Origin of the sequence: Lactiplantibacillus pingfangensis (assembly GCF_005404945.1) — a bacterium.
In the GTDB taxonomy this organism is placed as follows: domain Bacteria; phylum Bacillota; class Bacilli; order Lactobacillales; family Lactobacillaceae; genus Lactiplantibacillus; species Lactiplantibacillus pingfangensis.
In genome coordinates this window covers 167,345-190,174 of the sequence record NZ_BJDG01000003.1, presented here as the reverse complement: position 1 = coordinate 190,174, position 22,830 = coordinate 167,345, and the positions used below count along the sequence as shown (strand labels likewise).

Sequence of the window (22,830 nt, the reverse complement as noted above, 5' to 3'; positions counted from 1 at the left end):
GAAACCGAACGATTGAAAGTCCCAATCATCCGATTTCCTAGGCTATGCTCGGTAGCAACCCGCCTTTTGCCCCACTCTTTAACACCCTTATAACTGTTTATTATCTGACACTAATTGTAAAATTTGCTTGGCAGCGTTGTTTGCCGCCGTCCAGCCACTTTGATTGGTGAAGAGGACCACACCAACCCGACCGTCATTAGACCCAACGTAGACGGTATGGAACGAATTATCCGCGCCACCAATCCGTACTAAATTTCCGGCCTGATAATAAATACCACCAGAATACTGCAAGGCATAATTATCGGCCAATTGTGCGATCCCTGCCTGCCCATCAAGTTTACCAGATAATAAGCTGTCGATGACCGTGTAATAGTCGCCAACGCTGGCATAGAGATTCCCACAGCCTAACTCGCTAGAAAGCAAGGCTAGCGAAATGTTATCTTTCTTCGACCCAGCAGGTTCATAAGTATACGATGCCGGCGTAATCACATTACCCGGAACTTGATTATACAAATACATATTTTTAAGATTCAACGGCGCAATAATGCCCGTTTGCACATTGTTCCAATAAGAGTGCCCCGTCACTTGGCTAATAATTCCTGCAAGTAAGGTGAAGTTCGCATTGGAGTAGCTCCAGACATGTTGATTGGTCGAGGTCAAATGACTCAACGTGAACGCCAACGCGGCAGCTTCATCTGGTAAAACGGTCGCTGGCACTGGTTCACCCATTCGAATCCCCGACGTGTGGTCCAATAATTGGCGAATCGTAATCTGGGACGCGTAAGGCAACGTTGGATAAAACTTCGTCAATGTCGTCGCCATAGTCAGTTTGCCGCTATTAATCAATTGTTGGACTAACGCTCCTGTGACTGCCTTTTGTAACGACGCTAACGGGTAGGCCTCTGTTGCCGTATTCGCAACTTTATTGGCGACATTGGCATCACCATAAGCTTGAATCTTCACCCCACTGGGACCGGTATTCGTAACCAATAACGTGCCCATAAAATGATTTTGGGTCATGATTGCGTTCACTTTCGCCATCGTCGCGGACAAGGCGACTGGTGCCGCAGTTGTGACCTTGGTCGTCGGCTTAGTCGATACTGGCTTTGTGGTTATCGGATTTGTAGTTGCCGACTTCGCGGTTGCCGGTTTCGCGGTTGCCGGTTTCGCGGTTGCCGGTTTCGAGCTCGTTTGTTTAGCTGTTGTTGCCACAGTTGGTTTTACAGTAGCTGCCATACTTGTCTGAGTCGGTTGTGTCTGGGCAGGCTTTGTCGTTGAGGACAACTGTTGCGTGGCTGATTTAGCAGGCACCGTTGCGGTTGTGGTCGTGGTTTGCTGGCTGGTCACAGCTGGCACCTTTTTAGCCACTGTCGGTTGTGGCTGTTGAACCGTCGCTGACGTGCCCGGCTTGACGCCAGTCGTGGTTGTCTTAGGACGCGTGGTTTTGTTGGCTGTGACTGGCGTCGTTGGCTTCGCTATCGACTTTTGGTTATCTGATTTCGCGGTCGTCCTTACCACCGGATCTGTCGGTCGTTTGACAACCACGGTTGCCGTCTTTTTGACTACCGTTGTTCTAGAAGTCACCCTACCAGTGTTAATCGGTCGCGATACTCTGGCCTTCGCCTCAGCTGTCGGCCGAGTCACAACTTTGACCTTGGCCGTTTTCCGCTGGCTGACAGCTTTAGCGTGAACCCTAATCACTTTTTTAGTCGGCTTAGCGTGCTTGGCAATCGGTTTAATCGCCGGCTTAGTCACTTTCACCGTTTTCCGAGTGACGGGCGTTTTTAGCTTTACTTGCGTCGCATTGACCCAGCCAGCGACATGTCGGCCCTGTAACCAGTAAAACTCACCAAAATCAGTCCAGGCAACTTTACTGGCCTTGATTGGTTCGCGTCGTAATTGTTGCGCTCGCAATAGTTGATAAGCCGTCCGCGACTGTGTGGCGACTGGCCCATTAGTCGTCAGCTCAAGTTGTGACCGCCCGTCCAAACTCGCTAGCTGGGCGTTAAATGACCGTTGCCTGAAAATCGACAAATTGCCAGTCGAGTTGACATGGGTTAATTTAACCGTCGCAGCTTGTGCGACCCAGCCAAGATGTGCCAAGGACAAATAGCCCGATCGTTGCTGTACGACTCTAAAAACTTGTGTCGCTGAAACCTTTCTTGCTTGTACGCTAGGACGCCGCTGCGCTTCGCGTGGCAACCGCGAATATACCGCCAACCGCCCCGACATCGTTTTAATCCTGACATAGCTGACTTTGCTCGCCGCAGTCGCAGTTATTGGCCCAGTGACAAGTAAACTCAATCCCCCAATAAGCCCAATCAATTGTATCCGTCGCATCAAAATCTCCCCCTCATCTTTTGATTGCGGCAAGTTTAGTCGCTATTAAATTAAAAGTCACTCATTATTAATAACTCGTTAATCTGACAAACCAAATAAAAAAATCAAGCCAGTGCTTACCGACTTGATTCGATGAGGGTCATAATTTCATGGACTAACAGCTTCGCGCGATAGTGGTTGCCTTGATTCATAAACAAGACCACCGTCGCATCCCCCGCTGCAGAGCGACTATAAAAATTGCTAATATTATTATCAAAACCAGTGGCATGTTGCGCGCCATCCGTCCCATAATATAACCCGGCCGCGTATGTATTCGTTCGAACGGCTGTTAGCTGACGCTGCATTGCCGTTGACAGAAATACGCCTTGATTAAAGGCCGCTACGAACCGAAAGTAGTCAGTCACAGTTGTTCCAATATCGCCGGCTCCTAGTTCACTTGAAAGCAACGGCGTGGAAATTGTCGCCGGAGTGCCATCTGGCAAATATGGCGTGGCCACCTTTTCCGGACCAAATTGATTCCAAGTCATGGTCTGCGTCATGCCAGCTGGCCGCAAAATTCGCTGTGTTAAATTGGTCGCATAGGATTTGCCCGTCGCTTGGCGAATGATCCCCGCTAGTAACGTATAGTTTGCACTGCAATAGTGCCAGCGATGTTCTCCAGTACTCGTCAAATGCTGCAGGTTCCACCGAATTGCCGCCGCTTCGGACAAACTTTTTGGCGGCGCAACCTCGGGCATCCAAATCCCTGAGGTATGATTCAATAATTGCTGAATGGTAATTTGTGACGCCCCTTTTAACTGCGGATAAAAGGATTTAAGGGTCGTCTGCAAACTCAAGCGGTGCTGCGCAATCAATTGACCAATCATCACACCGGTCATCGCCTTTTGTAATGACGCAATTGGATAAACGGTCGCGGCGGCATTCGGTCGTCTAGTCTGCCGATCTGCTAAGCCATAACTTCGAATGTTGGGCTGTGCTTTGCCCGCCTGAGCGACCAGCAATGTCCCCTGAATTCCTTGGGCCTTAATTAATTGATCAATTCTGCGCCAAGTCGTCGCACTAATTTGTTGAAATGATGTCGTTTCATAATGAAATGACGCTGCCGACACCCAACCGTAATTGTGCTGATTACGTTGCAACAAATAATACCGGCCCATCGGTGTTTGAACGCGGCGAATCACTTGAAATTCTGGACGAGTCAATTGTTCCGCTGATTTGGTCCAAGAATTTTTGGCTTTGACCGTTCCAATCGGCCCACCAGCCGTGACCACGACGTGCGTCGCCGCTTGGCCTAAACGCAAACGACCATTCAAATTTTGTGATGACCACTGTTGTAACTGACTTTTTGCGGGGATAGTCGTCAAGACGTGCACGGATTGACGTGCCACCCAGCCCAAGCGTTGACCAGCTAAGGTGGTCAACCGCAAGTAACGCGTTTTCAAATAATTCGCGTGTAAAGTGCCTAAATAGAGCTGTCCGGCCGGCAAGTCAACCGTCTGCTTAGGATCAGCTGATTGATTTGCCATTGGAACTTTCGCGACGGTCCTGACAGTCGCCGTTGGAATCGTCACGTAAACCACTTTCGCCAAGGACTCGTGACAGCTAATTGGCCAGAGCAATAAGCCTAGTAACAGGCTCAGTCCTCCAATGCCAATACGTTTAAGTCCCATCCTGTCACCCCCAAAATTTAAAATGGATCTGATTTTGCCAAAATAGCTTGAATGGCAAAGCCAACGCTGTTATCCCCATCAAAGACGCCTTGATTATCGAATAAGACGACCCCAATTTTAGCGTCCACCGTACCCATGTAGTACGTTTGAAACGAATTGTCACTCCCACCGATCCGCACATTGCCGTGTCCAAGATAATAAATGCCACCGGCGTAACTTATTTTTTGATCTGCAGCTAATTCATCAAACCCAGCCTTGCCGACCAGCTTGCCAGTAAACAACGCATGAATAAATTTATAATAATCGCCAACACTACTATAGCCGGATTTAAAATCTAAGTGCAACAGATAAAATTATACAAATAGGCCATGGAGACCTAAACTTTAAGTGACACAACTCAAAAGAAAGGACATCTCCATGACCCAACCCAAGTCTAGCACTGTTAAACATTACCAACAACTAACCCCAGAAGAACGAGGTGAGATTGAAGCCTACCTAAGAGCAGAAAAATCACAGGCAGAAATTGCTCATCGACTACACCGTAGTCGTAGCACTATCTCTCGTGAAATCAAGCGTGGCCTTGTCCAACAACGTCGTTACGATTACCAATTCGTTTATCTTTACTATGCGGACACCAGTCAGCTATTTCACGATCAAAAACGTCAAAAGTGCCATTCTAAGGGCCTTTTAAAACGGTGTTGGCTATTTTTTGCGATGTTAATTAAGACCCTTAAGCAACGTCCACGTAGTGAAAGTATTGATAGCTTTATCAATGCCTTTAAACAGATGTATCCAGATAAACCTTGCCCTTCGACACCTACGGTCTATCGGTATATTGATCAAGGACGTCTGGATATTCAAAACATTGACCTACCGGCTAAGCTCAAACGCCATGTTAAGGGCAACCACCATGGCCACGCACGTATTAATAAACGATTAGCTGGAACATCAATTGAGCAGCGACCCGCTTCGGTCAATCAACGCCAAAGTTTTGGTCACTGGGAGGGTGATCTGGTCAAAGGAAAGCGAAAAGCGAGCGAACCAGCATTAATGACGCTAACCGAACGTAAAACGCGTTATGAGATTATTGTGAAGATTCCCAACTATCACGCCACAACATGTTTAGCTTATCTACAGCAGTTAATTGATAAAAGCGCGAAGAGCTTCAAATCAATCACATTTGATAATGGTTCTGAGTTCAAGCTGTTAAACCAAATCAAGGGTCCTAAGATTTACTTTACTCATCCATCTGCACCTTGGGAGCGCGGTAGTAATGAAAATCAAAATGGATTAATCCGTGAGTACATTCCTAAGGGCCAATCACTGTACAATTTCACAGTAGCCACAATTACTCAAATTCAAACTGCACTGAATCAAAAGCATCGCCGAATTCTTGACTATAAGACTGCCGCCAGTCTGTTTCAGAAATCACTGACATCTTAATGTTTATCTTCATGGTTGGTTGTTGCACTTGATTTGACAATTCGGGCAACACTACTATATAAACTACCAGCGCCTAATTCACTTGACTGCAACGGTTTTGAGATCACTGCGCTTTGCGAATAGCCTTTCGTCAATTGATAGGAGTTCGGATCAATCACATTGATAGGTATTTGATTATAATCATAAGTGTGGTGCATTGCTAGTGGTTTTAAAATAATATTACGCACATTCGTCTGATAAGATTTACCGGTAACTTTTCTGATTACCCCGGCCAGCATCGTAAAATTCGCATTTGAATACGCGAAAGCGTGGTTATTCGTTGACGTTAAATGGGAGACGGTATACGCCACTTCGGCGGCTTCGTTAGGCAGAATGCTGGCCGGAACTGGTTCCCCCATCCTTAAGCCAGAACGATGATCTAATAACTCACGAATGGTAATATTTTTAGCATACGGGATCTGCGGAAAATATCGACTCAAGCGTGTCGTCATGGTCAATTTTCCTTGATTGATCAAGCCTTGAATCACCGTCCCCGTGATGGCCTTTTGGAGGGAGGCTAACGGATAGACTTCATCAGCACTGTTTTTCTTGGCACTCGCAACATCCGCATAGCCGTATGACCGCGTCATCACCCCGGCTGGACCATTATTAGTAATCAGCAGGGTTCCCATAATATGCGCATTTTTCATCAACGTATCAATCTTTGCCAGCGCCTGTGCCTTCGTATAATTGCCCGCGCGATGTTGTGGTGCCGTTTTTTTGACGACAATCGACGCACTGTCGACGGTTTCGTGGGTCGCTTTAGTCGCCGCGACCTGCTTAACCGTCCAAGTCCCAAGGCCAACAGCTACGATCAGCCCAATCACCGCCGTGATCACTAATCCTTGACGTTTCATGATGATCCCCCCCAATCTTTATGCGGCAAGAATACGACGGTCGCGAAAAAAATGCACGTAAAACCAAACCAATGTTAGGCCACCGAACGACTATTTATGATTCAATATGTAAATATTATTATTTTCATCAAAATATAGCATTATCACTAAAATCTCACGGAAAGTTAGTCAATTTAACTCGTGCAATTAACGAACAAAACCATTAGAATATGAATCATAGTTAACATATACATATTAATGGAAGGATGATTATATTGAGTAAAGCTACCGATTATTTACAAACTGTCTATCAAGTCATTGAACATCGTGATCCAAATCAACCCGAATTTTTGGAGGCCGTCCATGACTTCTTCAAAACGATGACGCCAGTTTTTGAAGCTCATCCAGAATACATTGACGCCAACATTTTGGAACGTTTGACCGAACCAGAACGAGTCATTCAATTCCGGGTTCCTTGGCTGGATGATGCTGGTCATGCTCGCGTTAACCGCGGTTTCCGAGTTCAATTTAATTCCGCGATTGGCCCGTACAAAGGCGGCTTGCGACTCCACCCTTCCGTGAACTTGAGTATCGTCAAATTCTTAGGTTTCGAACAAATCTTCAAAAATGCTTTAACCGGCTTACCAATTGGTGGCGGGAAAGGTGGTTCTGACTTTGATCCTAAAGGCAAGTCAGACAATGAAATCATGCGCTTTTGCCAAAGCTTCATGACCGAACTCAGTAAATATATTGGTTTAGATACCGACGTACCCGCAGGTGATATTGGTGTCGGTGGTCGTGAAATTGGCTACCTTTATGGTCAATACAAACGTTTACGTGGCGCTGATCGTGGCGTGTTAACTGGCAAGGGGCTGTCCTACGGTGGCTCACTCGCCAGAACAGAAGCCACCGGTTATGGCCTAGCTTACTACACTGATGAGATGCTCAAAGCCAACCAGCTCTCATTTGCTGGTCAACGAGTCGCAATTTCTGGCGCTGGGAACGTCGCGATCTATGCCATTCAAAAAGTCACTGAATTAGGCGGTAAGGTCATTACTTGTTCTGACTCGAACGGCTACGTAATTGACGAAAACGGCATCAACTTTGACCTCGTCAAGCAAATTAAGGAAGTTGAACGTGGCCGCATCAAAGACTACGCCGCTCGGGTTGAAACTGCGACTTATCATGACGGTTCCGTTTGGACAGCTAAGTTGGCCTACGATATTGCCTTACCATGTGCCACGCAAAACGAAATCGACGCTGACAAGGCGCAAATCGTTATTTCAAACGGTACCAAGGCCGTCGCTGAAGGGGCCAATATGCCTAGCACCCCAGAAGCCATTGCCGCCTATCAAGCAGCAGATGTCTTGTATGGCCCAGCGAAAGCTGCCAATGCTGGTGGCGTAGCCGTTTCAGCGCTCGAAATGAGTCAAAATAGCATGCGTTTGAGCTGGACATTCGATGAAGTCGATGCCCGTTTGAAGCAAATTATGCAAAATATCTTTGCACAATCCGTAGCCGCCGCGGATAACTATCAAGTAAGTGGCGACTATCTGAGTGGCGCCAACATCGCTGGCTTCACAAAAGTTGCCGATGCGATGATGGCACAAGGTCTCGTTTAACAGTACCCATTAAAAAGAACCATTTGTTAGTCATTAATTTGACCGACAAATGGTTCTTTTTTGATAATGTTCGCTATAACTAATTTTATACTTTAGAATTTGGGTAGCCGGTATGTGCTGCGAGCTGGGCATAGGTCTCATGCAATGTCACCGCAGCGACTTTCCAGCCTAACTTCAATAATGGCAATAAACGTAGTGGATCTTCAACTGGAATACCATGCGTGTGTGCAAATTTGAAAATAGCTGGCAAAACTTCCATATCAGAATTGGCAAAATAATAATTGCCTTTGTCAGTGACAACAAAAATGGTGGCGCGAAAAGCGTGGCGTGGATCAAGGCCTTGTGTTACGTGCCAACGAATTGCGCCAACTTGAATCAACTTCACGTCGGACAACGCCATCTCACCTAAATTGCGTTGCTCTGGTGACCAAAGTACAACTTTAGTTGGCGTCAATTCAACAACCGCATACTTTTCACTACGAGTCCCCGATAAGCGACGGAGCCAATTACGTTCTGGTGCTGGTTTTGGATATTCAACCCCTTGAATTTCAAAATGAAATGGGACGATACATTTTTGAGCACGATCAATCGCCCGGTAATGTCCGGCGATTTGATGATTCGTAAAAACGGATGCCATTGGTTTAAACATGTCGGTCACTCCCCTCACCGTTAGTATACGCTTTCACGTTTCAGTTTTCAGCTATTTTGGCACCATCGCTGAAGCCACTAAAAAACGGTGTCAAAATTACGCTGAATCCGTAATCTTGCACCGTTTACTTGATCGTCGTTTGGTTGTCAATTCTATGTGCGCATTTGTGAAATGAAAAAGTATGTGTGCTGACGGCTCAACTTCACTCAAACCGTCACCCCCAACTTTGACAAAACCATTTTGGCGCGACGAACCAATTCGATAATTGCAAACCCTCCAAAAACCTTTTGACACTTCCAACTGATACCAATGCAAGCTAACAGTTCTTATCTAGGCTTAGGTTTATTATATCACTCTTGTTAACGGTTACACAAACTAAAAATTAAGTTTACTTGCACAACTAATTAACTCAAAAAACGACCTACAATTGCTTGTAAGTCGCTACTTTAATCGCTGAATCAATTATTCTGCTTCTGGATCGTTAGCTTGTTGGTTATCAAAATCGGCTGGCATAATGGCAAAGTTGCTAGCTTCAGTGGATAGCAAGGCAGCATAGGCCCGTGCTTTGGCAGAAAGTGCTGGGATGATGGCATTGTTCAAATTATCTAACATCGCCTGTTCGTCATCTTCAACCTTTTTGTCGCCTGATTGACGTTCGATAATGCCAACCATTTCACCACTGAGGCGAACAATCGCGAAGACCGTGGCAGAAAGATCATACATGTCTTCCTTATAAGTCACTTCTAGTTGTGCCTGAACGACATCATCGCCAAAAGTCTTCTTAACATCTGGATTAGCGGGCGTATAACTAAATTGGCCCTTGCCAGGTTCATCTTTTGATTCGTCTCGATCATAAACGATTTGGAAATGAAGATCTTGAATCGCTGAGTTTAAGATTTCAATATTCATGTTGAGTAACTCCCTTTTTGTTAATATCTTCACCTTAAAGGAAAGCCTGTCAAAATACAATCAAATTTCGCCGGTTTTCGTTAATTCTTTATTAACGTCACGTAAAAGTTTGGTAAATAATTAGCCACTAGCTATTGACCGGCCACCGCCTAAACGATAATCTTGAATCACCTAAATAAGGGGGACAACCGCGATGAAGTTAAAAAAAGTTGGCATTATCGGCTTAGTTTTAGGACTTACCGCATCTTTGGCCGTCACACCGCCCCTGACCGCCATGGCCGTACGCCGACCCGCAGCGCGACCAATGATGCGCCTGCGTTTAAAGGTCAAGCGCCCAGCCAAGCAACAACACAAAGTCACCGTTGTTAGGCGCCATCGAACCACGCGCCATCGCTAATCAAGGAGTCTGGGGCAAAACCCCAGACTCTTTTTGTAACTCCGAATATTAATAGTCGAAACGTGGAACGAAAGACACGGATGCAACAGAGCTACGGGAACCGAACGATTGAAAGCCCCAATCATCCGGTTCCCTAGGCTATGCTCGGTAGCAACCCGCCTTTTGTCCCACTCTTGATCGGCGTTTTTGCTTAATTTTTCAATTGTTGTTGATTTTGTTTCCGAAGCTTACTTGGCACATTTTCATCCAAGAGATATTGACGAATCAAGCTAACAATTTGCTTGTTCTGCGGTAAATCAGAATGGGCAGTATTCGCCCCAGTGACTGTAATTTCCGTAAAATGCTTGATTTCATCTTGGAAGATATATTTGCCAAAGTTAACACTGTTATATGGCACGGTGCCATCGCTCGTATAATTCTCGGTTCCCGCGATCGAATAAGCTGTCAGCCCATTTGGGAGACCTGTTCGATACTCATAAAGTTCATTGAACATGCTCGTTTTGGCCGTGGTACTCGTCGATTCCATATTAAATGGCGCCGCAATCGTCATCAATCGGTCAATGTGGACCTTGGGCGATTGTTTAAGATAACGTTCCAAGAAGAGCGTCCAAATTAGCCCACCATTCGAATGTCCCAGTGCCCGAAAATGATTAAATTTATACGTCTTCACCAAGTCCTTGAAGGCATCGTTCAACCAAACAGCTTGTTGATCAATATTGGCCTTGCCATCCTTATTATTTGCAAATGCCACAATAATAAAGGGTTGATTGTCATTGCGCCCAATATTGCCACTATATTTAATTTTACCATTGGTCTGAACAGTTAATTTCAAAACGCTATGTTGCTGTGGCGTTTCTTTTCCTAACTCAGTAATCAAATCATCAAACCGGTTCTGGCTTGCGCTCGACCCTGGCACCATGATTACTGGCGCCATCCGAGTTCGCCCAGCAGTTTTGAGTGATTTAATGTTCGCCTTTGACCAAGTATAGGCCGGCCAGCAAACGCCAATCAAGACGATCAGACCTAGACACCATCGCCACCAATTACGCTTCATCTGTCCGTCCCCCTTCCATTGATCGGTTCTCTAACAGAATAAATGGCAAATAGATCGCGGTTGCCACCGCTAAATTTATCAAGCTGACCAATAAGGCGCGCCAATCGCCGCCAGTACCTAACCAGCCAACTAAAAATCCAGGCATGGTCCGCTCCACCGGATAAACCACCGGTGGCATGAATGACAGTTTTAACGCGCCCCAGGTAATCAACAGACTGGCCATTGGCGCTAATAAGAACGGGATCGCCAAAATTGGGCTAAACATGATTGGCAACCCAACTAGCAGTGGTTGATTAAAGTTAAATAAACTTGGTAACCAACTGGCTTTCGCGACAGTCCGAAAGTCCGCGTTGTGTGAGCGCCACAAAATGGCAATAATTAAGGCCAAGGTCATCCCAGGACCCCCGACATTGGCAAAGCTGTCAAAGACCGTATGCAACGTGATCGGGTTGGGGGCGCCCCAGGCCGAACCATGCTGCAAGGCATACTCCAAATTTTGGACGGTGCTCACCGAACTATTCCCGCTAAAATCAATCGGTCCAATGATTCCGATGACCCAGAAAAAGTTACTCAACAAGGTCACGCTCACAATATTTAAAAAGACGCTCCCTGGATTGACGAACGGTGAACGGAACGCACTGTAAAACAACCCATTGAGTCCATTTTTACTGACAAAGCTAATGCCGTAGCTCAGAAGACTGAAAACAACTAACGTGACGGTCATTGGCAACCAATTTTCTTGCGCGCGGTTCAGTAAATGGCGACGCGTTTCAATCAATTGGTGTGAATGCGGTTTGAACGTTAAATGGTTGAATAACCAGCCGGTGATTAATCCCACGAGTAGCGCGAGAAAAATACCTTGCGATCCTAAATTCTGTTCTAGGAATTGTGAGCTAGCGCCTTGACCTTGCTTCGTGAACGCCGCGTAATTAAAATTCAGCAGACAAAAACTCACGGCCGCAGTTAAACCAGCCAACAAATTATCACGTTTTAGCGCGCGCGCCGCAAAATTAGCAGCGGTAAATGCCGCAACCACGGCAATCACGCCATTGACAGTTGCGCTCAACATGGTCGTGTAAGTCATCAGCGACTTGAATCCTGGAAACCAGCTGCTCAAGTGATAGATTTGCGCTAAAAAACCATTTTTATGAAAAATTGCTTGATTAAAAATATTAATAAAAGCGCCAATTAACACAAATGGAAACAGTAACGTTAAGGTATCTCGTAGTGCGTGGAAATAGCGCCGCTGGTTGAGCCACGCTTCCCACTTTAATAATTGATTTGCAATTTGTTTGATCACACTCGTCCCCTCAAATGACATACCTAATGATAATATACACGCTCAACCGTCAATTGGCGACTAGACTTACTTTAAAGGTGCATTTAGCTTCCTAAGCGTTCTCAAATCGGTTATGCTTAAGTCAACTTAATGGAGGTGGTATCATGCCTAGTACTTACCAGCACGTGTTAGTTCCGGTTGACAGTTCGGCTGCAGCCCAAGCGGCATTTAACGAAGCCGTTAATATTGCCCAGCGTCATCAAGCCAAACTAACGACCTTCTATGTGGTCGACGATAGCGCCTATCATACGCCGGCATTAGATCCTGTCTTGGGTGAATTACTCGATGCCGAGGCCGCTCACGCCAAAGCAGCTATGGTGGATCGCCGCCAGTTTGTCCAAACGACCACCGTAGCCGATTTCAAAGCCGAGGTGGCTTATGGTAATCCGAAGCGTTTAATTATTGACTATGCCAAACAACATCCTGAAATTGATCTCGTCGTTCTCGGCGCAACTGGCAAGGACTCCCCACATCGTGTCGCCGTTGGCTCAACGACGAGTTACGTCGTCGACCACGCGCCTTGCAATGTGATTGTGATTCGCTAAATAACACGGAAACGCCATCCCCTGCAGGCTCGTAGGTGATGGCGTTTGTTTATCGGTCGAGTAATTTTTCAAGCTTCATTGTCGTGTTAAAATTCCGGGCACTCGTCTGCTGATAAAATGGTGTGCCGAGCAGCTTTGAATAGAATGATTTACTGAAATTCACCCGGAATGTCGACGTCCAAAAAATAATATTAGGCGTAATCAATACTTGATCGTAGGCAGTCAACTTCGTCGGTAGCCAGCTATCGTGACTTTGATCATATGACCGCAATTTAAACAAAGCATTGTGCCGCAGTGTTGGATCAGCGCCCCACCACGTTGGCGCCTGTGCCAAGTCGGTTTTAAATTCAGCCTCAGTTAACACACGAAAATCAATTGGAAAGTCAAAGTTAGTCGTCAAAATGTCGACGACCAACGCCTCAACTTCGGCGCGCTCAAGGTCACTCGTAAAGCACAAATTACCACTATTGATGTATGACTGAACCTGTCTGCAACCAGCAGTGGTGAACAGGTCGCGTAACGTTGCCATTGGGACACGATGATTGCCACCAACATTGACCCCGCGTAATAATAATAGATACTTCATTTGACACCTCCAAGTTTAGCTAAAGAACTTTTCATGTACAAAAAAAGTGATAAATACCGTTACCAGCTATTTATCACTTCCATTATTTCCCAAAATCAACAATTCGATGACCCCATCCGGAGTAGTATACGGTGGTTAGGTACTGACATAGCAACGTTTTGTTTCACGGCGTGCACCAAATGTGCACCAAAATTCCTAGGCGGGTAATACATAAAAATTCCCCCACGCCGAAACGCAGGGGAAAAGTTGCAGAGTGATCAAGCTCCGCAATTAATTAAACTATATATCAAGTTATAGTACTATTTTGCTGCTTGTGAGGCGGATTCTAACGCCGCTTCAGTTTCAGATGATGCAGAACTATTCACTGCAGCAACTGCGGACGTTGGTGTTTTAACTTCGTCAGCAACCTTATTAGCCGTCGCTTCAACTTGGCTTTCCTCGTCACTTTTAACCGTTGGTGCTGTCAATGTTTGAACGTCAGTAATAACGCCCAGCATACCAAGGATCGTTAATACTGTGTTCACTACTGCGATAATTGCTGACCAGTCACCGGTAAACTTAATGCCAAACATGGCAAAGACTTGTTGGACTAAAACGATCAGTAAGGAAATAATCCCAGCGATCAATTTACCATTCAAACTTCCGTCAGCATTCTTGAAGCTAATTTTTTTCATTTTCTTTGGCTTCCTTTTCATATAGGTGTTTAAATTCAATGTCATGGCCATCTAACCGGCCTTCTACCTTAATGACCCGATTTTCAATAGCGTTCATTGTGTCGGCGTTTTGCTGTCTCGCTTTTAAACTTTCATCGGTAAAACGGCTAAGCCGCTTGCCTAAATCGTTAAGCGGGATACGGACCGTCTTATTGAGAATCCAATTAGCTAATACACAAATACTAGTGACAATGGCAACAATCGATCCCCATTCATCCCAACCTAATCCTAATAGTGTATGCAATTACCGCACCACCAATCGCTGGCCAGGATAGATAGTGGTGTAGATCGTCTTGCCGTTCTGACTAGCTAATGTAGTCATACTTAGGCCGTTTCGCTGAGCGATTGACCACCAACTGTCGCCAGACTTGACTGTGTAATACGTGTGAGCGGCACCACTTTTGACATAAGCCAGCGTGTCACCAACGGGACCGGTCGCCATATAAGCATAGCCACCAGAACGAGGTTGGCGGACCCAGCGGAAACCATTTTGGATAATTGCTGCATCCGTTTTGACCGTTTGGCCTGCTGCTAAAGTCATAATCACACTAGAACCGGTAGATGCGTCAGTACGGAGTTTGACCGCAGTCACCAGCGTGTAAGTCTTAGATTCAGACACCCATTGCGGGCCGCTGGTTGGAGCTGGATTTACTATCGCTGGTCCACTGACCGTTGATGTCTTGGATGCTTTAGCATAGTTGTCCCATGCGGCTCCATCGCCATAAAACACGTTAAGGTCTAGGTTAGCGCCCCAACCTGATAAACGGCCAGAACTCGTGTATTGGAAAATGGCTGCTGACTTCCAATACTTAAGTGAGCCGTACAGGTCACGCGGTTGGTAGCCCGCTACCTGATTGTAATTGTTGTACTGGGCAATCCACAGAGCGTAGCCACCAGCAACAACCGACGACCAATCAAGCGTGTTTTCACAACTGATCCCCGTATAGAGCATAGGTCGCGCGCCCGTTTGCTGATAAACGTAGTCAAGCCATTGCTTAGCTAGACCAACGCCCGCTTGATTTTGGATTGTCGAACCTGTCGTATTCTCGAAGTCTAAAACTAAGACAGCCCGGCCAATGTAATCTTTAGCGGCTGCTAGGAAGTAATCGGCCTGTTGCTTAATGTCCACATCGTTGCGAATAAAGTGGTAAATACCCAGCTTCTTACCAGACGCCATTGTTTGCTTTGCGTGGCCGCTAAAGCACGGATTAGTGTAGCCCGTCCCTTCTGTAGCCTTCACGATTGCGAAGTCGCCAGTCACTGCAGTCACGTCTAACCCGGATTGGAAACTTGCTAAATCAATCCCATTCATTGCCATTATTTTGCCTCCTTTGTCGGAAACACAGCGGCAACTGACTTGATAAGCTCGTTGCCGCCGACACTGATCGCGCCAGCCGCTAAGCCATCGATTACGCCAAGAACTGCACTTACGTCGCCTTGAAGCAAGCTGATTGCCAAACCAATCACACCGCCAATAATCTCAGCCACGATCGGTAGATATTGGTTATCCAGCTTACTTTGCTTGATTGCCCATACCACCAAATAGACCACCAATGCAATCAGGAACACTGTACTGCCGTTTGCAATATTTACTAAACTGCTCAAATCAAATTCCTTCTTTCTTCATCTCGTCCTTTAAGCTCTCAACTGCTTGCGTCAGAGCTTTGACCTCTGATTGGAGCTTCAAGACTTGACCCTTGAGGTCGTCGCGCTCGTCTGTTAATTTATCAATCCGATCAAATAGATCGTCGGTCTTATCCGCATAAATCCGCTCGTTGCCGATGTTAGCCTTGGCGATGTTACCTTTGAGAGCAAGCAGTGCCGCCGCAAAACCTGTCGCAAACGTGAAAAACGATTGAACCACTGTTGTCCAATTCATTTGCGCCCACCAGCCCACGATTCAAGAATTACCCGGATTGCAATGCCAAACATCAACCAGCAATCTAAGCGTCTAAATGCGTGACCCATCACTTCGACGTTCTGCAGCATGAAAGCAAAACCATAAATCGTCCAGATAAACGCTGCACCTGCGTAGCACCACTTGATTAAGTGATGAATGTCAAAGTAGGCGACCATCACAATGATGGTTCCCACAATGATGTCAATACTTGCAAACGGCGGGTCGTCGATGTGGCTCGCCAGTGAATTCAGCAAGTCCGGCCGATCGAATCGCAGTGAATTTGCCACAAAAAAAGCGCCGAGCATGATAATCTCAACGCCTGTGATTAGCAGTGAATAATTTTTTCTGATTCCTTTCGACACATAGCATCATCTCCTTTATTATTTTCAAAGAAATATCATGCAACTCAATTGCTGATAATCCTAGTTGCTTACCTTTGCGATGTATGCAGGGACGCTGCCGAAATCTAGTGACGCCGTCTTTAATAGTGACTTGTGTAAATAAATCCCGTCTGGCTGAATGCTAATCCGTGCAGTTTCTTGGGCAAAACTCTCAACCGCTTCACACCAAATCCAGCCACCAGCCGGTGCAAACTGCGTTGGGAAACTGATGATCTTAATTCCTGCATTTGTGGGATTACCGTCGCCACCGAAGTTAATGTCTTCGCTCAGGACAACGCCGCCATCCATTAATACGATCCCTTTATAAAGTCTCATCTCAACCGGTGAGTTGCCAACTGGCGCCATAGCTGGCGCGATAATTGTTGGCGTAATCCAGCCGCTATCCTGATTTAATGCTTCAAAGTTTGCTTCGATACTCTTATCCCAACCGGCAGCGCCAGAATCAATGTTTACTAGTTTAGCCATGGTAAACACCACCAATCAAGATTGTAACAGGGTTAGAAATGCCGTTAGATAGGCATTCTACCCCCCCGTTAAATTCTAATGTATTTTTAATCATTACGCTACCTCCGCAGTTTTAGTCGTCAATTCGTCGTATTGCGCTGATGTGATCATAGCAGCCGCTTTAAAGGTTGCTAAGTCGGCCACCGTGTAAAGTCCCATTTGGTAAAATTGTTTAACATATACAAACATTTTAATTCCTCCTATTCAACTGGTGCTGCTGTCGTGTCAGTGGTTGTGTTAGTCGGCGTTGTCGTAGTGCTTGCGTCAGTGGCTGGTGCAGTGGCTGTGTTGCTCTTCAAACTAGCAACTTGTAACATGATTTGCGCATCGAAATTGGCTTGGTCTGTTTTCATTTGAGCCACTTGCAACATTAGTGCGGCCTGATTCTGTTGATCCGCGGTCGGTGTTGTTGGCGCCGGGTCTGGAAGACCTGCGAGCCAATCCTCACGCGTTGCACCGAACCAAGCTTGCTTCACAAGGTCAATTTTAATTGGCGTGTAAAGGCCGTCTGCTGGCTTAATCAGTGTGACACCGAGTGCTTCACCGGACGCATTAGTGCCAGTAGTTGGGACTGGTGCCATGTCGTCCATCAGCACTTCACTATGATCTAGCTCTTTAGTGCTGAGATTGTAAAAATAAATTACTCTCTTCATTTGAATACTCCTTTACTTATTTACCCGGGTAGTAGAGATTGCTAAAATCAAGGTTCCAGCCACTCGGTAGTTCTTTTGCGATAAAAAGGCCACCATCGCTTACATATACGGGAAACGGTTCTTGAGTCGAGTCGTTGCGACAAAACAAGAAGATGAGGCTCTCCTGTCCCATAAATTGGTCTGGCAAAGCTAAGATTTGCGTCTTAGATGGTAGGACATCAGTTGACTTAATCCCACTGGATAAGTGGACCTGTCCGTTAATTCGCCGGGCTGATGGAACACTATTGCTATACAGTCTCTTCACTGCACCCATCATCGTTAACGGAACCTCGCCCGTATCTTGGTTTAACGCGTCAAAGTTGGCCTCAATACTCTTATCCCAGCCAGCCGCACCGGGATCTACTGTTACTAAATTTACGCTCATAATTGAACTTCCTTTCTATATAAAAGGCCGCCCAATTATGGACGACCATTACGCTACAAATACTGTGTCAAACCGTCCCCAAGTGTCCTTAGTGACCGTCTGATAGTTATAATTTAAATATAATCCGCTGTCGGTGCCGATTCGCCAACTTAATTGACGGTCAATCGCCGTTGTTGACCAATGGCCGTTGGTTTGTTTGTGCGAATTCAGCCAATCGAAAACAGCGGTCGGGAATGTGGCAACTTTTACATCATTATTGCCCACTGCTAAATCAAATCCTCGAATTGAACCTTTAAGGATAAGCGCCTCAATTGAACCACTTTGAATGATCCGATAACTTGGCGTATCGCCCTCATAGTCGCTATATTGGGTGATCCCATTGAGTAAAGTAATGGCACCGTTCACATATCCTGTGTCCGAATATGTGGTGCTACCATTTCCCATTAGCTTAAGATTCTGATTGAAAATTTCATCCCAACCAGCTTGGGCAGGGTCAATCATTTGAATGTTAGCCATAGTAAGCACCACCAATCAAAGTGGCAAAGAGGTTAGAAACGCCGTTGCTTAGGTGTTTCTGCCCCCCCCCGTTAAATTCTAATGTGTTTTTAATTTTCATGATAGAACCTCCTATTTAAATTTCGCGTTCAAGCATTCGATGCCAATTGTGGCGATGTCTGAGACCAAATAAACCCACTTGCGATCACTCGCGTTATTTACGGTGATCTGGTTTGGATTGAATTCAGGCAAAGTCTTGGTGACTTCAGCAGTCTTAAAGTATGGGATTACCGTTTGTCCGTTATCTTGGAGTGTTACCTTCAAGTCAAAGTCGAACATGTCCTTGACTCCAAAATAGCCATCCCCGGTTTGTGGGATGCCAGCGCCGTTGTAGTAACCCCACGCCTTAAACCGCGGATAATCATTAATTGCTAGACCTGATGTGTCTACTGACAGGGTTAAACCCGCCAGTGTCTCCATCTTAATCTGGTCGGTTGTGACTAGGTTTTTATCACTGATCTGTTTGGACAGTGCCGCGAACTGCTCAGTCAACGCGTTCTTGGCCGCCACTAAGTCAGCATAGTTGGTGTTCCAAGCAGTTACCGCATCGCTAAATTTTTGCTTCCACTTGTTAATTAAGGTCTGTCCGTTGGTTGCAAACAATGTTGTTTGGTCAGTCATGGTCTTAACAGCGTTGGCAAAGTTCTGCTTCCACGTATCCAGCAAGGCTTTGGCGTCGTCCCCAGCCTTAGTAAGGATTACTTCAAGCTGGCCGTAAAGGTCTTCAAACGGCGTGATGTAGTCGGCAGGAATCAGCCCAGAAATTACCTTGTCAGCCAAGACCTGCAGGTCAAATTCAAGCGTAGTTACACTGTCGCCATCTTTCATGATTCTAAAAAACGCCTGCACGTAGCTACCAGCTACCGCAAACGCTTGTTTTGGCATGTCAAATCTGAATTGCCCATTCAGTGGGTCTAAGATGATTCCGTGGCTAGCGTCCAGAATCTTGTGCACCTTGTCGGGCAAGATTCCTTCAAACCAGATGTTGCAACCGGTTAGGTCAAACGGCGTACCGTCCTCGTTTTGGACGTTAGCAAAGACTTGGCGCATAGTGCTTTCATATTGCCGAGCTTGAACCCAGTTAAACTTCGAAGAATCGAAATTAATTTGAAAGTTCTGCACGTTATTAACTAGCGCACGTCTATCTGCACCGATTTTATATGTTAGTGTTTGCATTCTAAATCACCCCCTTTTCTTGTAAAATTTCTGTTACAACAATTCTTATCGACTCATCATCGGTGCCTACAACAATGCGATTAATTCGGGCTCCGAGCTGTTTAAGCTGCTTATCAAGGTTAGCTTCTAACTCTACTTGTAGATCCTTTACTTTGGCATCAGTATCTGTATCCACTTTATCGGCTAACCCATCAATCCCACCTAATAAGGCCTTGATGATCTTAAAATTGCCAACTAGTTGATTTCTAAAATTTTCGTCTAAAACAGTCGAAAATCCATCTGTTACAATGTCTGAAGCACTTGCCATTTGCTCACCCCTTAATATTTGAGTGGAATTTTCATATTTATAGTTCTCATAGCGTTTGCATCCACCGAAAACTTGTGCTCAACGCCGATCGTCATTGTCTTGCCTGAGGTTGCCGAGATGTATGCGTTGCCTACATTGCTCTTGTCGTTTGCTACGCCGTAAAGCCCAGTATCACCAACAATTACATTAGGCGTTCCAGTTGAACTGCTGATTGTTGCCACGTCCCATGATGTATTGGACAATTGTGGGTTAACGCAAACTGCATTAAAGAGCAAGCTCAGATAACCGATCGTGTCAGTCAATTGCACGGCATAGATGACGGCATTAGTGACCGTCCATGAAGCATTGACGGGCATTAGGCTTGCTGACAAGTCCACAACTTTTGGATAAACAGACTTGGCGCCGATTGTCGCAGCAGTTTGCGTCTTGTAAGTAGTAAAGTCGGTTGTGGCGACCTTGCCAGCAATTAGACTATTTAGCGTTGCTTTGTCTGTCGTCCATGTCGTGTTTTTGACAAAGGTTGAGTTAGCGTAGCTCTCCGCGTCTGTGTTGGCCTGGCTGGCAGCACTCGTCGCATAGCTTTTCGCTTGGCTAGTGCTGACCGCCACCGCACTGTCCGCATAAAGATTTGCCGAACTAAGTGCCTTAGAACTACCGCTGTCTGCATAGCTGTTGGCCTTACCAGCGGCACTGGTAACTGAACTGGCGGCCTGAGATTTATAGGCATTGAAGTCGTTAGTCCCAACCTTGGTAGCCATCTGAGACGTAGCTGCGGCTTGATCAGACTTGTAGGCTGACTCGTCAACCTTGGTCGTCAACACTTGAGAAGTCACCGCATTAGCACTCACGGCCTGACTCGCAACCCCAGACACTGCACTGATTTGCGCGATGTTGCTGTTTACTTGGCTTTGGAGCCTGATAACGCCGCTTGAATTTGTAACTGCCGCCGCACTCGTCTTCACAATACTTGCCGAGTTGGCCTCGATTGCACTGGCAGCCGATCCAATTGATGACTTTGCCTCACTCAGCCCAACAGCATTGGTTGACGTAGCAGACTTTAAATCGTCGATTGAACCCTGTGCAGAGCTTAGCTCAACACCCTGCGACTCAATTTGCCCGGCGTTACTTGTCGCGACCTTGCCAGCACTATCTGCCGCTGATTTGCCAACTTCAGCTGCCGCAGAAATAGCTGTAATGCCACTGACCGCCTGACTACTTGAAACGGCCATTGACTCAACAAGCGACGCACTACTATCAAGCTTTAACTTATCGCTCGCCGCCATTAGGCCGTCACTAGTCTTAGTCACAAGGCTATAAGTCCGCAGGCCGTTGAGCTTAATCTTATCGGTGGCAGACATGAGACCGTCGCTTGCCGTGGTTGCATTTGCGTAAAGGTGTAGGCTATCAAGTTTGGCCTTATCGGTGAAAGACATCAATCCATCGCTAACTATCGTTGCCACTGAATAAGTAGGCAATGCGTCATGCCAAGCCTCAACGTTCGCTTTGATTAAATTAAAAACTGCCGCCGGATTACTTTGTATATAGCCGTTCACACCAGCGTCAAAACCTTTAACAGCTTGATAATGTGTTTGTGGATAAAACTCGATCTTATTTGCATCGGCAATCGGCCTAATTTCAGTCATTTACGTCACCGACCTTATCAAGTGCCGTTATGCTAGCAGCCACCCCAGTAGCCAAGTGATTATTTTCATTTTTGATTTGTTTGATCTCTTCAACTGTTTGATTATGGTTCGCTCGTAGGCTAGCCGTAATCATGGCTGGGTCTTCCTTTAGATTCCCAAATGTCACCGTTGAGATCGAATGGTTGTTTTGCAAATACAGCGTTTTGGCTGTGATCCGCGTATTTACGTCAACTCCACTTCGTGTTCGCAAATAACCGTAATTGCCAATCGAAGCGTCATTCTCTACCCCAATTGGCGAAGCTTTACCAAAAGTATTCAAGTTTGCCGTATATTGAATCTTCGGATAGGATTGAACTTTGCTTGGAAGCAACTGTTTTAATTGATCGACAGTTGTAATTGAATCAGACTGGAAGTCATCAGCCTCAATTTCGCCATAAATACTTACATTGGGGTTTGTATAGTCATATATACATACCGGCTTGTCGTTGTCATCATGCTTGCCCTCACCATGAATTTTAGTCGTGATTGTCGTATAGTCTTGGGTCTCAGCTACCGCAGAAACGTCATCGCCATCAACGAATACAAAAGCATCTTTCCTGCCGACAGTTCTGTAGATGTCGATATGGTAGTTTATATTGGTCCATTCAAAGTTAAAGCTGCCTGACAGGGTGTTTAAGAACAAATCTAATCCGTGACCATTTCCAAATCCCTCATCACCGAAATCATGATTGCCAATATTATCGTGGATCGTATAAGTGAATTTGGTGCCACTTACAATCATGTTCATACATGTTTGTAAAGACTGGCTCCCCGTAATCAACGAATGAACCATCTTATCGTCAAGGTCCTGCATGACGCTCAAAAAGGTTAATGAACGACTATAATAGGTTCCCTGTGTGGCTCCGTCATTTTCTGTAACTCGAAACAAATCCCCAGTTTCTGGCAATTCTACTAAACAGCGCGGTGAAAGCATGTTATATGCGGCCAAATTTGATTCTTCGTTCCATGTCGTAAAATCTAACTGTGTGACTTGGCCTAATTGCTGTGTTTCTTGCAAATCTGCTACTTTGAGAGCTTCTGTTGCTCCCGTGTAATCCGTTATGATCAACATTTCCGAAGCCTCCC

General features: G+C 45.9%; 28 protein-coding genes. 4 read left to right on the top strand and 24 right to left on the bottom strand.

Features of this window, described 5'->3' with window-relative positions; genetic code table 11:
* Positions 1–87 precede the first annotated feature (87 nt).
* From FFM74_RS02285 to FFM74_RS02275, 3 genes are all read right to left on the bottom strand, one after another.
* The gene (locus FFM74_RS02285; protein ID WP_137625003.1) at positions 88–2,340 is read right to left on the bottom strand and encodes a serine hydrolase domain-containing protein; all 2,253 of its coding nucleotides are present in this window, start codon (positions 2,338–2,340) and stop codon (positions 88–90) included.
* Between the two features lie 116 nt (positions 2,341–2,456).
* A complete protein-coding gene (locus FFM74_RS02280; protein WP_137625002.1) occupies positions 2,457–4,010 on the bottom strand; it encodes a serine hydrolase domain-containing protein in 1,554 nt (517 codons plus the stop codon).
* Between the two features lie 17 nt (positions 4,011–4,027).
* Positions 4,028–4,354 (bottom strand): hypothetical protein, encoded by a 327-nt coding sequence (locus FFM74_RS02275; protein ID WP_137625001.1) that lies wholly within the window; start codon positions 4,352–4,354, stop codon positions 4,028–4,030.
* Positions 4,355–4,427: 73 nt separating this feature from the next.
* Here FFM74_RS02275 and FFM74_RS02270 point away from each other — a divergent pair, with 73 nt between their 5' ends.
* Complete coding sequence (locus tag FFM74_RS02270; RefSeq protein ID WP_010622496.1) at positions 4,428–5,453, top strand: IS30 family transposase; 1,026 nt, start codon at positions 4,428–4,430, stop codon at positions 5,451–5,453.
* Here FFM74_RS02270 and FFM74_RS02265 read toward each other — a convergent pair.
* Complete coding sequence (locus FFM74_RS02265) at positions 5,450–6,349, bottom strand: serine hydrolase domain-containing protein (RefSeq protein WP_137625000.1); 900 nt, start codon at positions 6,347–6,349, stop codon at positions 5,450–5,452. The genes FFM74_RS02270 and FFM74_RS02265 overlap by 4 nt on opposite strands.
* Positions 6,350–6,594: 245 nt before the next feature.
* Between FFM74_RS02265 and gdhA the strand changes: the two genes are divergently transcribed.
* Complete coding sequence (gene gdhA / locus FFM74_RS02260) at positions 6,595–7,950, top strand: NADP-specific glutamate dehydrogenase (RefSeq protein WP_171000628.1); 1,356 nt, start codon at positions 6,595–6,597, stop codon at positions 7,948–7,950.
* 85 nt (positions 7,951–8,035) lie between these two features.
* Here gdhA and FFM74_RS02255 read toward each other — a convergent pair whose 3' ends face one another.
* Both FFM74_RS02255 and FFM74_RS02250 read right to left on the bottom strand, forming a co-directional pair.
* Entirely contained in the window at positions 8,036–8,599 is a 564-nt protein-coding gene (locus FFM74_RS02255) for a hypothetical protein (RefSeq protein WP_137624998.1), read from the bottom strand.
* Positions 8,600–9,061: 462 nt separating this feature from the next.
* A complete protein-coding gene (locus tag FFM74_RS02250) occupies positions 9,062–9,508 on the bottom strand; it encodes a hypothetical protein (protein WP_137624997.1) in 447 nt (148 codons plus the stop codon).
* 193 nt (positions 9,509–9,701) lie between these two features.
* Here FFM74_RS02250 and FFM74_RS02245 point away from each other — a divergent pair, with 193 nt between their 5' ends.
* Positions 9,702–9,905: a hypothetical protein gene (locus FFM74_RS02245; RefSeq protein ID WP_137624996.1), complete on the top strand. Its 204-nt coding sequence runs from the start codon at positions 9,702–9,704 to the stop codon at positions 9,903–9,905.
* Positions 9,906–10,095: 190 nt separating this feature from the next.
* On the opposite strand, the gene FFM74_RS02240 is transcribed toward FFM74_RS02245, so the two are convergent.
* Positions 10,096–10,959 carry an alpha/beta hydrolase gene (locus tag FFM74_RS02240; protein ID WP_137624995.1) on the bottom strand — a complete coding sequence of 288 codons (864 nt, stop codon included), beginning with the start codon at positions 10,957–10,959 and terminating at the stop codon, positions 10,096–10,098.
* Entirely contained in the window at positions 10,949–12,280 is a 1,332-nt protein-coding gene (locus FFM74_RS02235; protein WP_223877137.1) for a PTS transporter subunit EIIC, read from the bottom strand. The genes FFM74_RS02240 and FFM74_RS02235 overlap by 11 nt, the downstream gene beginning before the upstream one ends.
* 122 nt (positions 12,281–12,402) lie before the next feature.
* Here FFM74_RS02235 and FFM74_RS02230 point away from each other — a divergent pair, with 122 nt between their 5' ends.
* Positions 12,403–12,843, top strand: coding sequence for a universal stress protein (locus FFM74_RS02230; RefSeq protein ID WP_137624994.1), 441 nt, complete (start codon positions 12,403–12,405; stop codon positions 12,841–12,843).
* A 49-nt stretch (positions 12,844–12,892) separates the two neighbouring features.
* On the opposite strand, the gene FFM74_RS02225 is transcribed toward FFM74_RS02230, so the two are convergent.
* The 16 genes from FFM74_RS02225 to FFM74_RS02150 all read right to left on the bottom strand — a co-directional run bounded on the left by FFM74_RS02225 (position 12,893) and on the right by FFM74_RS02150 (position 22,816).
* On the bottom strand, positions 12,893–13,429 hold the full coding sequence (locus tag FFM74_RS02225; RefSeq protein WP_137624993.1) for a DUF1697 domain-containing protein: 537 nt from the start codon (positions 13,427–13,429) through the stop codon (positions 12,893–12,895).
* A gap of 299 nt (positions 13,430–13,728) precedes the next feature.
* The gene (locus tag FFM74_RS02220) at positions 13,729–14,103 is read right to left on the bottom strand and encodes a phage holin (RefSeq protein WP_137624992.1); all 375 of its coding nucleotides are present in this window, start codon (positions 14,101–14,103) and stop codon (positions 13,729–13,731) included.
* Entirely contained in the window at positions 14,090–14,386 is a 297-nt protein-coding gene (locus FFM74_RS02215; protein ID WP_137624991.1) for a hypothetical protein, read from the bottom strand. Before FFM74_RS02215 ends, FFM74_RS02220 begins: the two co-directional genes overlap by 14 nt.
* The gene (locus FFM74_RS02210; RefSeq protein ID WP_137624990.1) at positions 14,387–15,460 is read right to left on the bottom strand and encodes a GH25 family lysozyme; all 1,074 of its coding nucleotides are present in this window, start codon (positions 15,458–15,460) and stop codon (positions 14,387–14,389) included. It abuts the gene before it with no gap.
* Positions 15,460–15,747 (bottom strand): phage holin family protein, encoded by a 288-nt coding sequence (locus tag FFM74_RS02205; RefSeq protein WP_137624989.1) that lies wholly within the window; start codon positions 15,745–15,747, stop codon positions 15,460–15,462. Before FFM74_RS02205 ends, FFM74_RS02210 begins: the two co-directional genes overlap by 1 nt.
* 1 nt (position 15,748) lies before the next feature.
* Complete coding sequence (locus FFM74_RS02200) at positions 15,749–16,021, bottom strand: troponin (protein WP_137624988.1); 273 nt, start codon at positions 16,019–16,021, stop codon at positions 15,749–15,751.
* A complete protein-coding gene (locus tag FFM74_RS02195) occupies positions 16,018–16,404 on the bottom strand; it encodes a hypothetical protein (RefSeq protein ID WP_223877136.1) in 387 nt (128 codons plus the stop codon). Before FFM74_RS02195 ends, FFM74_RS02200 begins: the two co-directional genes overlap by 4 nt.
* A 60-nt stretch (positions 16,405–16,464) precedes the next feature.
* Positions 16,465–16,908: a hypothetical protein gene (locus tag FFM74_RS02190; protein WP_137624987.1), complete on the bottom strand. Its 444-nt coding sequence runs from the start codon at positions 16,906–16,908 to the stop codon at positions 16,465–16,467.
* A gap of 93 nt (positions 16,909–17,001) precedes the next feature.
* On the bottom strand, positions 17,002–17,136 hold the full coding sequence (locus FFM74_RS02185; RefSeq protein ID WP_137624986.1) for an XkdX family protein: 135 nt from the start codon (positions 17,134–17,136) through the stop codon (positions 17,002–17,004).
* A gap of 11 nt (positions 17,137–17,147) precedes the next feature.
* Positions 17,148–17,600, bottom strand: a complete 453-nt coding sequence (locus FFM74_RS02180; protein ID WP_137624985.1) for a hypothetical protein — start codon at positions 17,598–17,600, stop codon at positions 17,148–17,150.
* Between the two features lie 16 nt (positions 17,601–17,616).
* Positions 17,617–18,024 (bottom strand): hypothetical protein, encoded by a 408-nt coding sequence (locus FFM74_RS02175; RefSeq protein ID WP_137624984.1) that lies wholly within the window; start codon positions 18,022–18,024, stop codon positions 17,617–17,619.
* Between the two features lie 48 nt (positions 18,025–18,072).
* A complete protein-coding gene (locus FFM74_RS02170; RefSeq protein ID WP_137624983.1) occupies positions 18,073–18,540 on the bottom strand; it encodes a hypothetical protein in 468 nt (155 codons plus the stop codon).
* A gap of 111 nt (positions 18,541–18,651) precedes the next feature.
* Positions 18,652–19,755: a phage baseplate upper protein gene (locus FFM74_RS02165; protein WP_137624982.1), complete on the bottom strand. Its 1,104-nt coding sequence runs from the start codon at positions 19,753–19,755 to the stop codon at positions 18,652–18,654.
* 1 nt (position 19,756) lies between these two features.
* A complete protein-coding gene (locus FFM74_RS02160) occupies positions 19,757–20,062 on the bottom strand; it encodes a hypothetical protein (RefSeq protein WP_137624981.1) in 306 nt (101 codons plus the stop codon).
* 11 nt (positions 20,063–20,073) lie between these two features.
* Positions 20,074–21,705 (bottom strand): serine-rich family protein, encoded by a 1,632-nt coding sequence (locus FFM74_RS02155; protein WP_137624980.1) that lies wholly within the window; start codon positions 21,703–21,705, stop codon positions 20,074–20,076.
* Positions 21,698–22,816, bottom strand: a complete 1,119-nt coding sequence (locus tag FFM74_RS02150) for a phage tail protein (protein ID WP_137624979.1) — start codon at positions 22,814–22,816, stop codon at positions 21,698–21,700. The genes FFM74_RS02155 and FFM74_RS02150 overlap by 8 nt, the downstream gene beginning before the upstream one ends.
* Between the last annotated feature and the right edge of the window lie 14 nt (positions 22,817–22,830).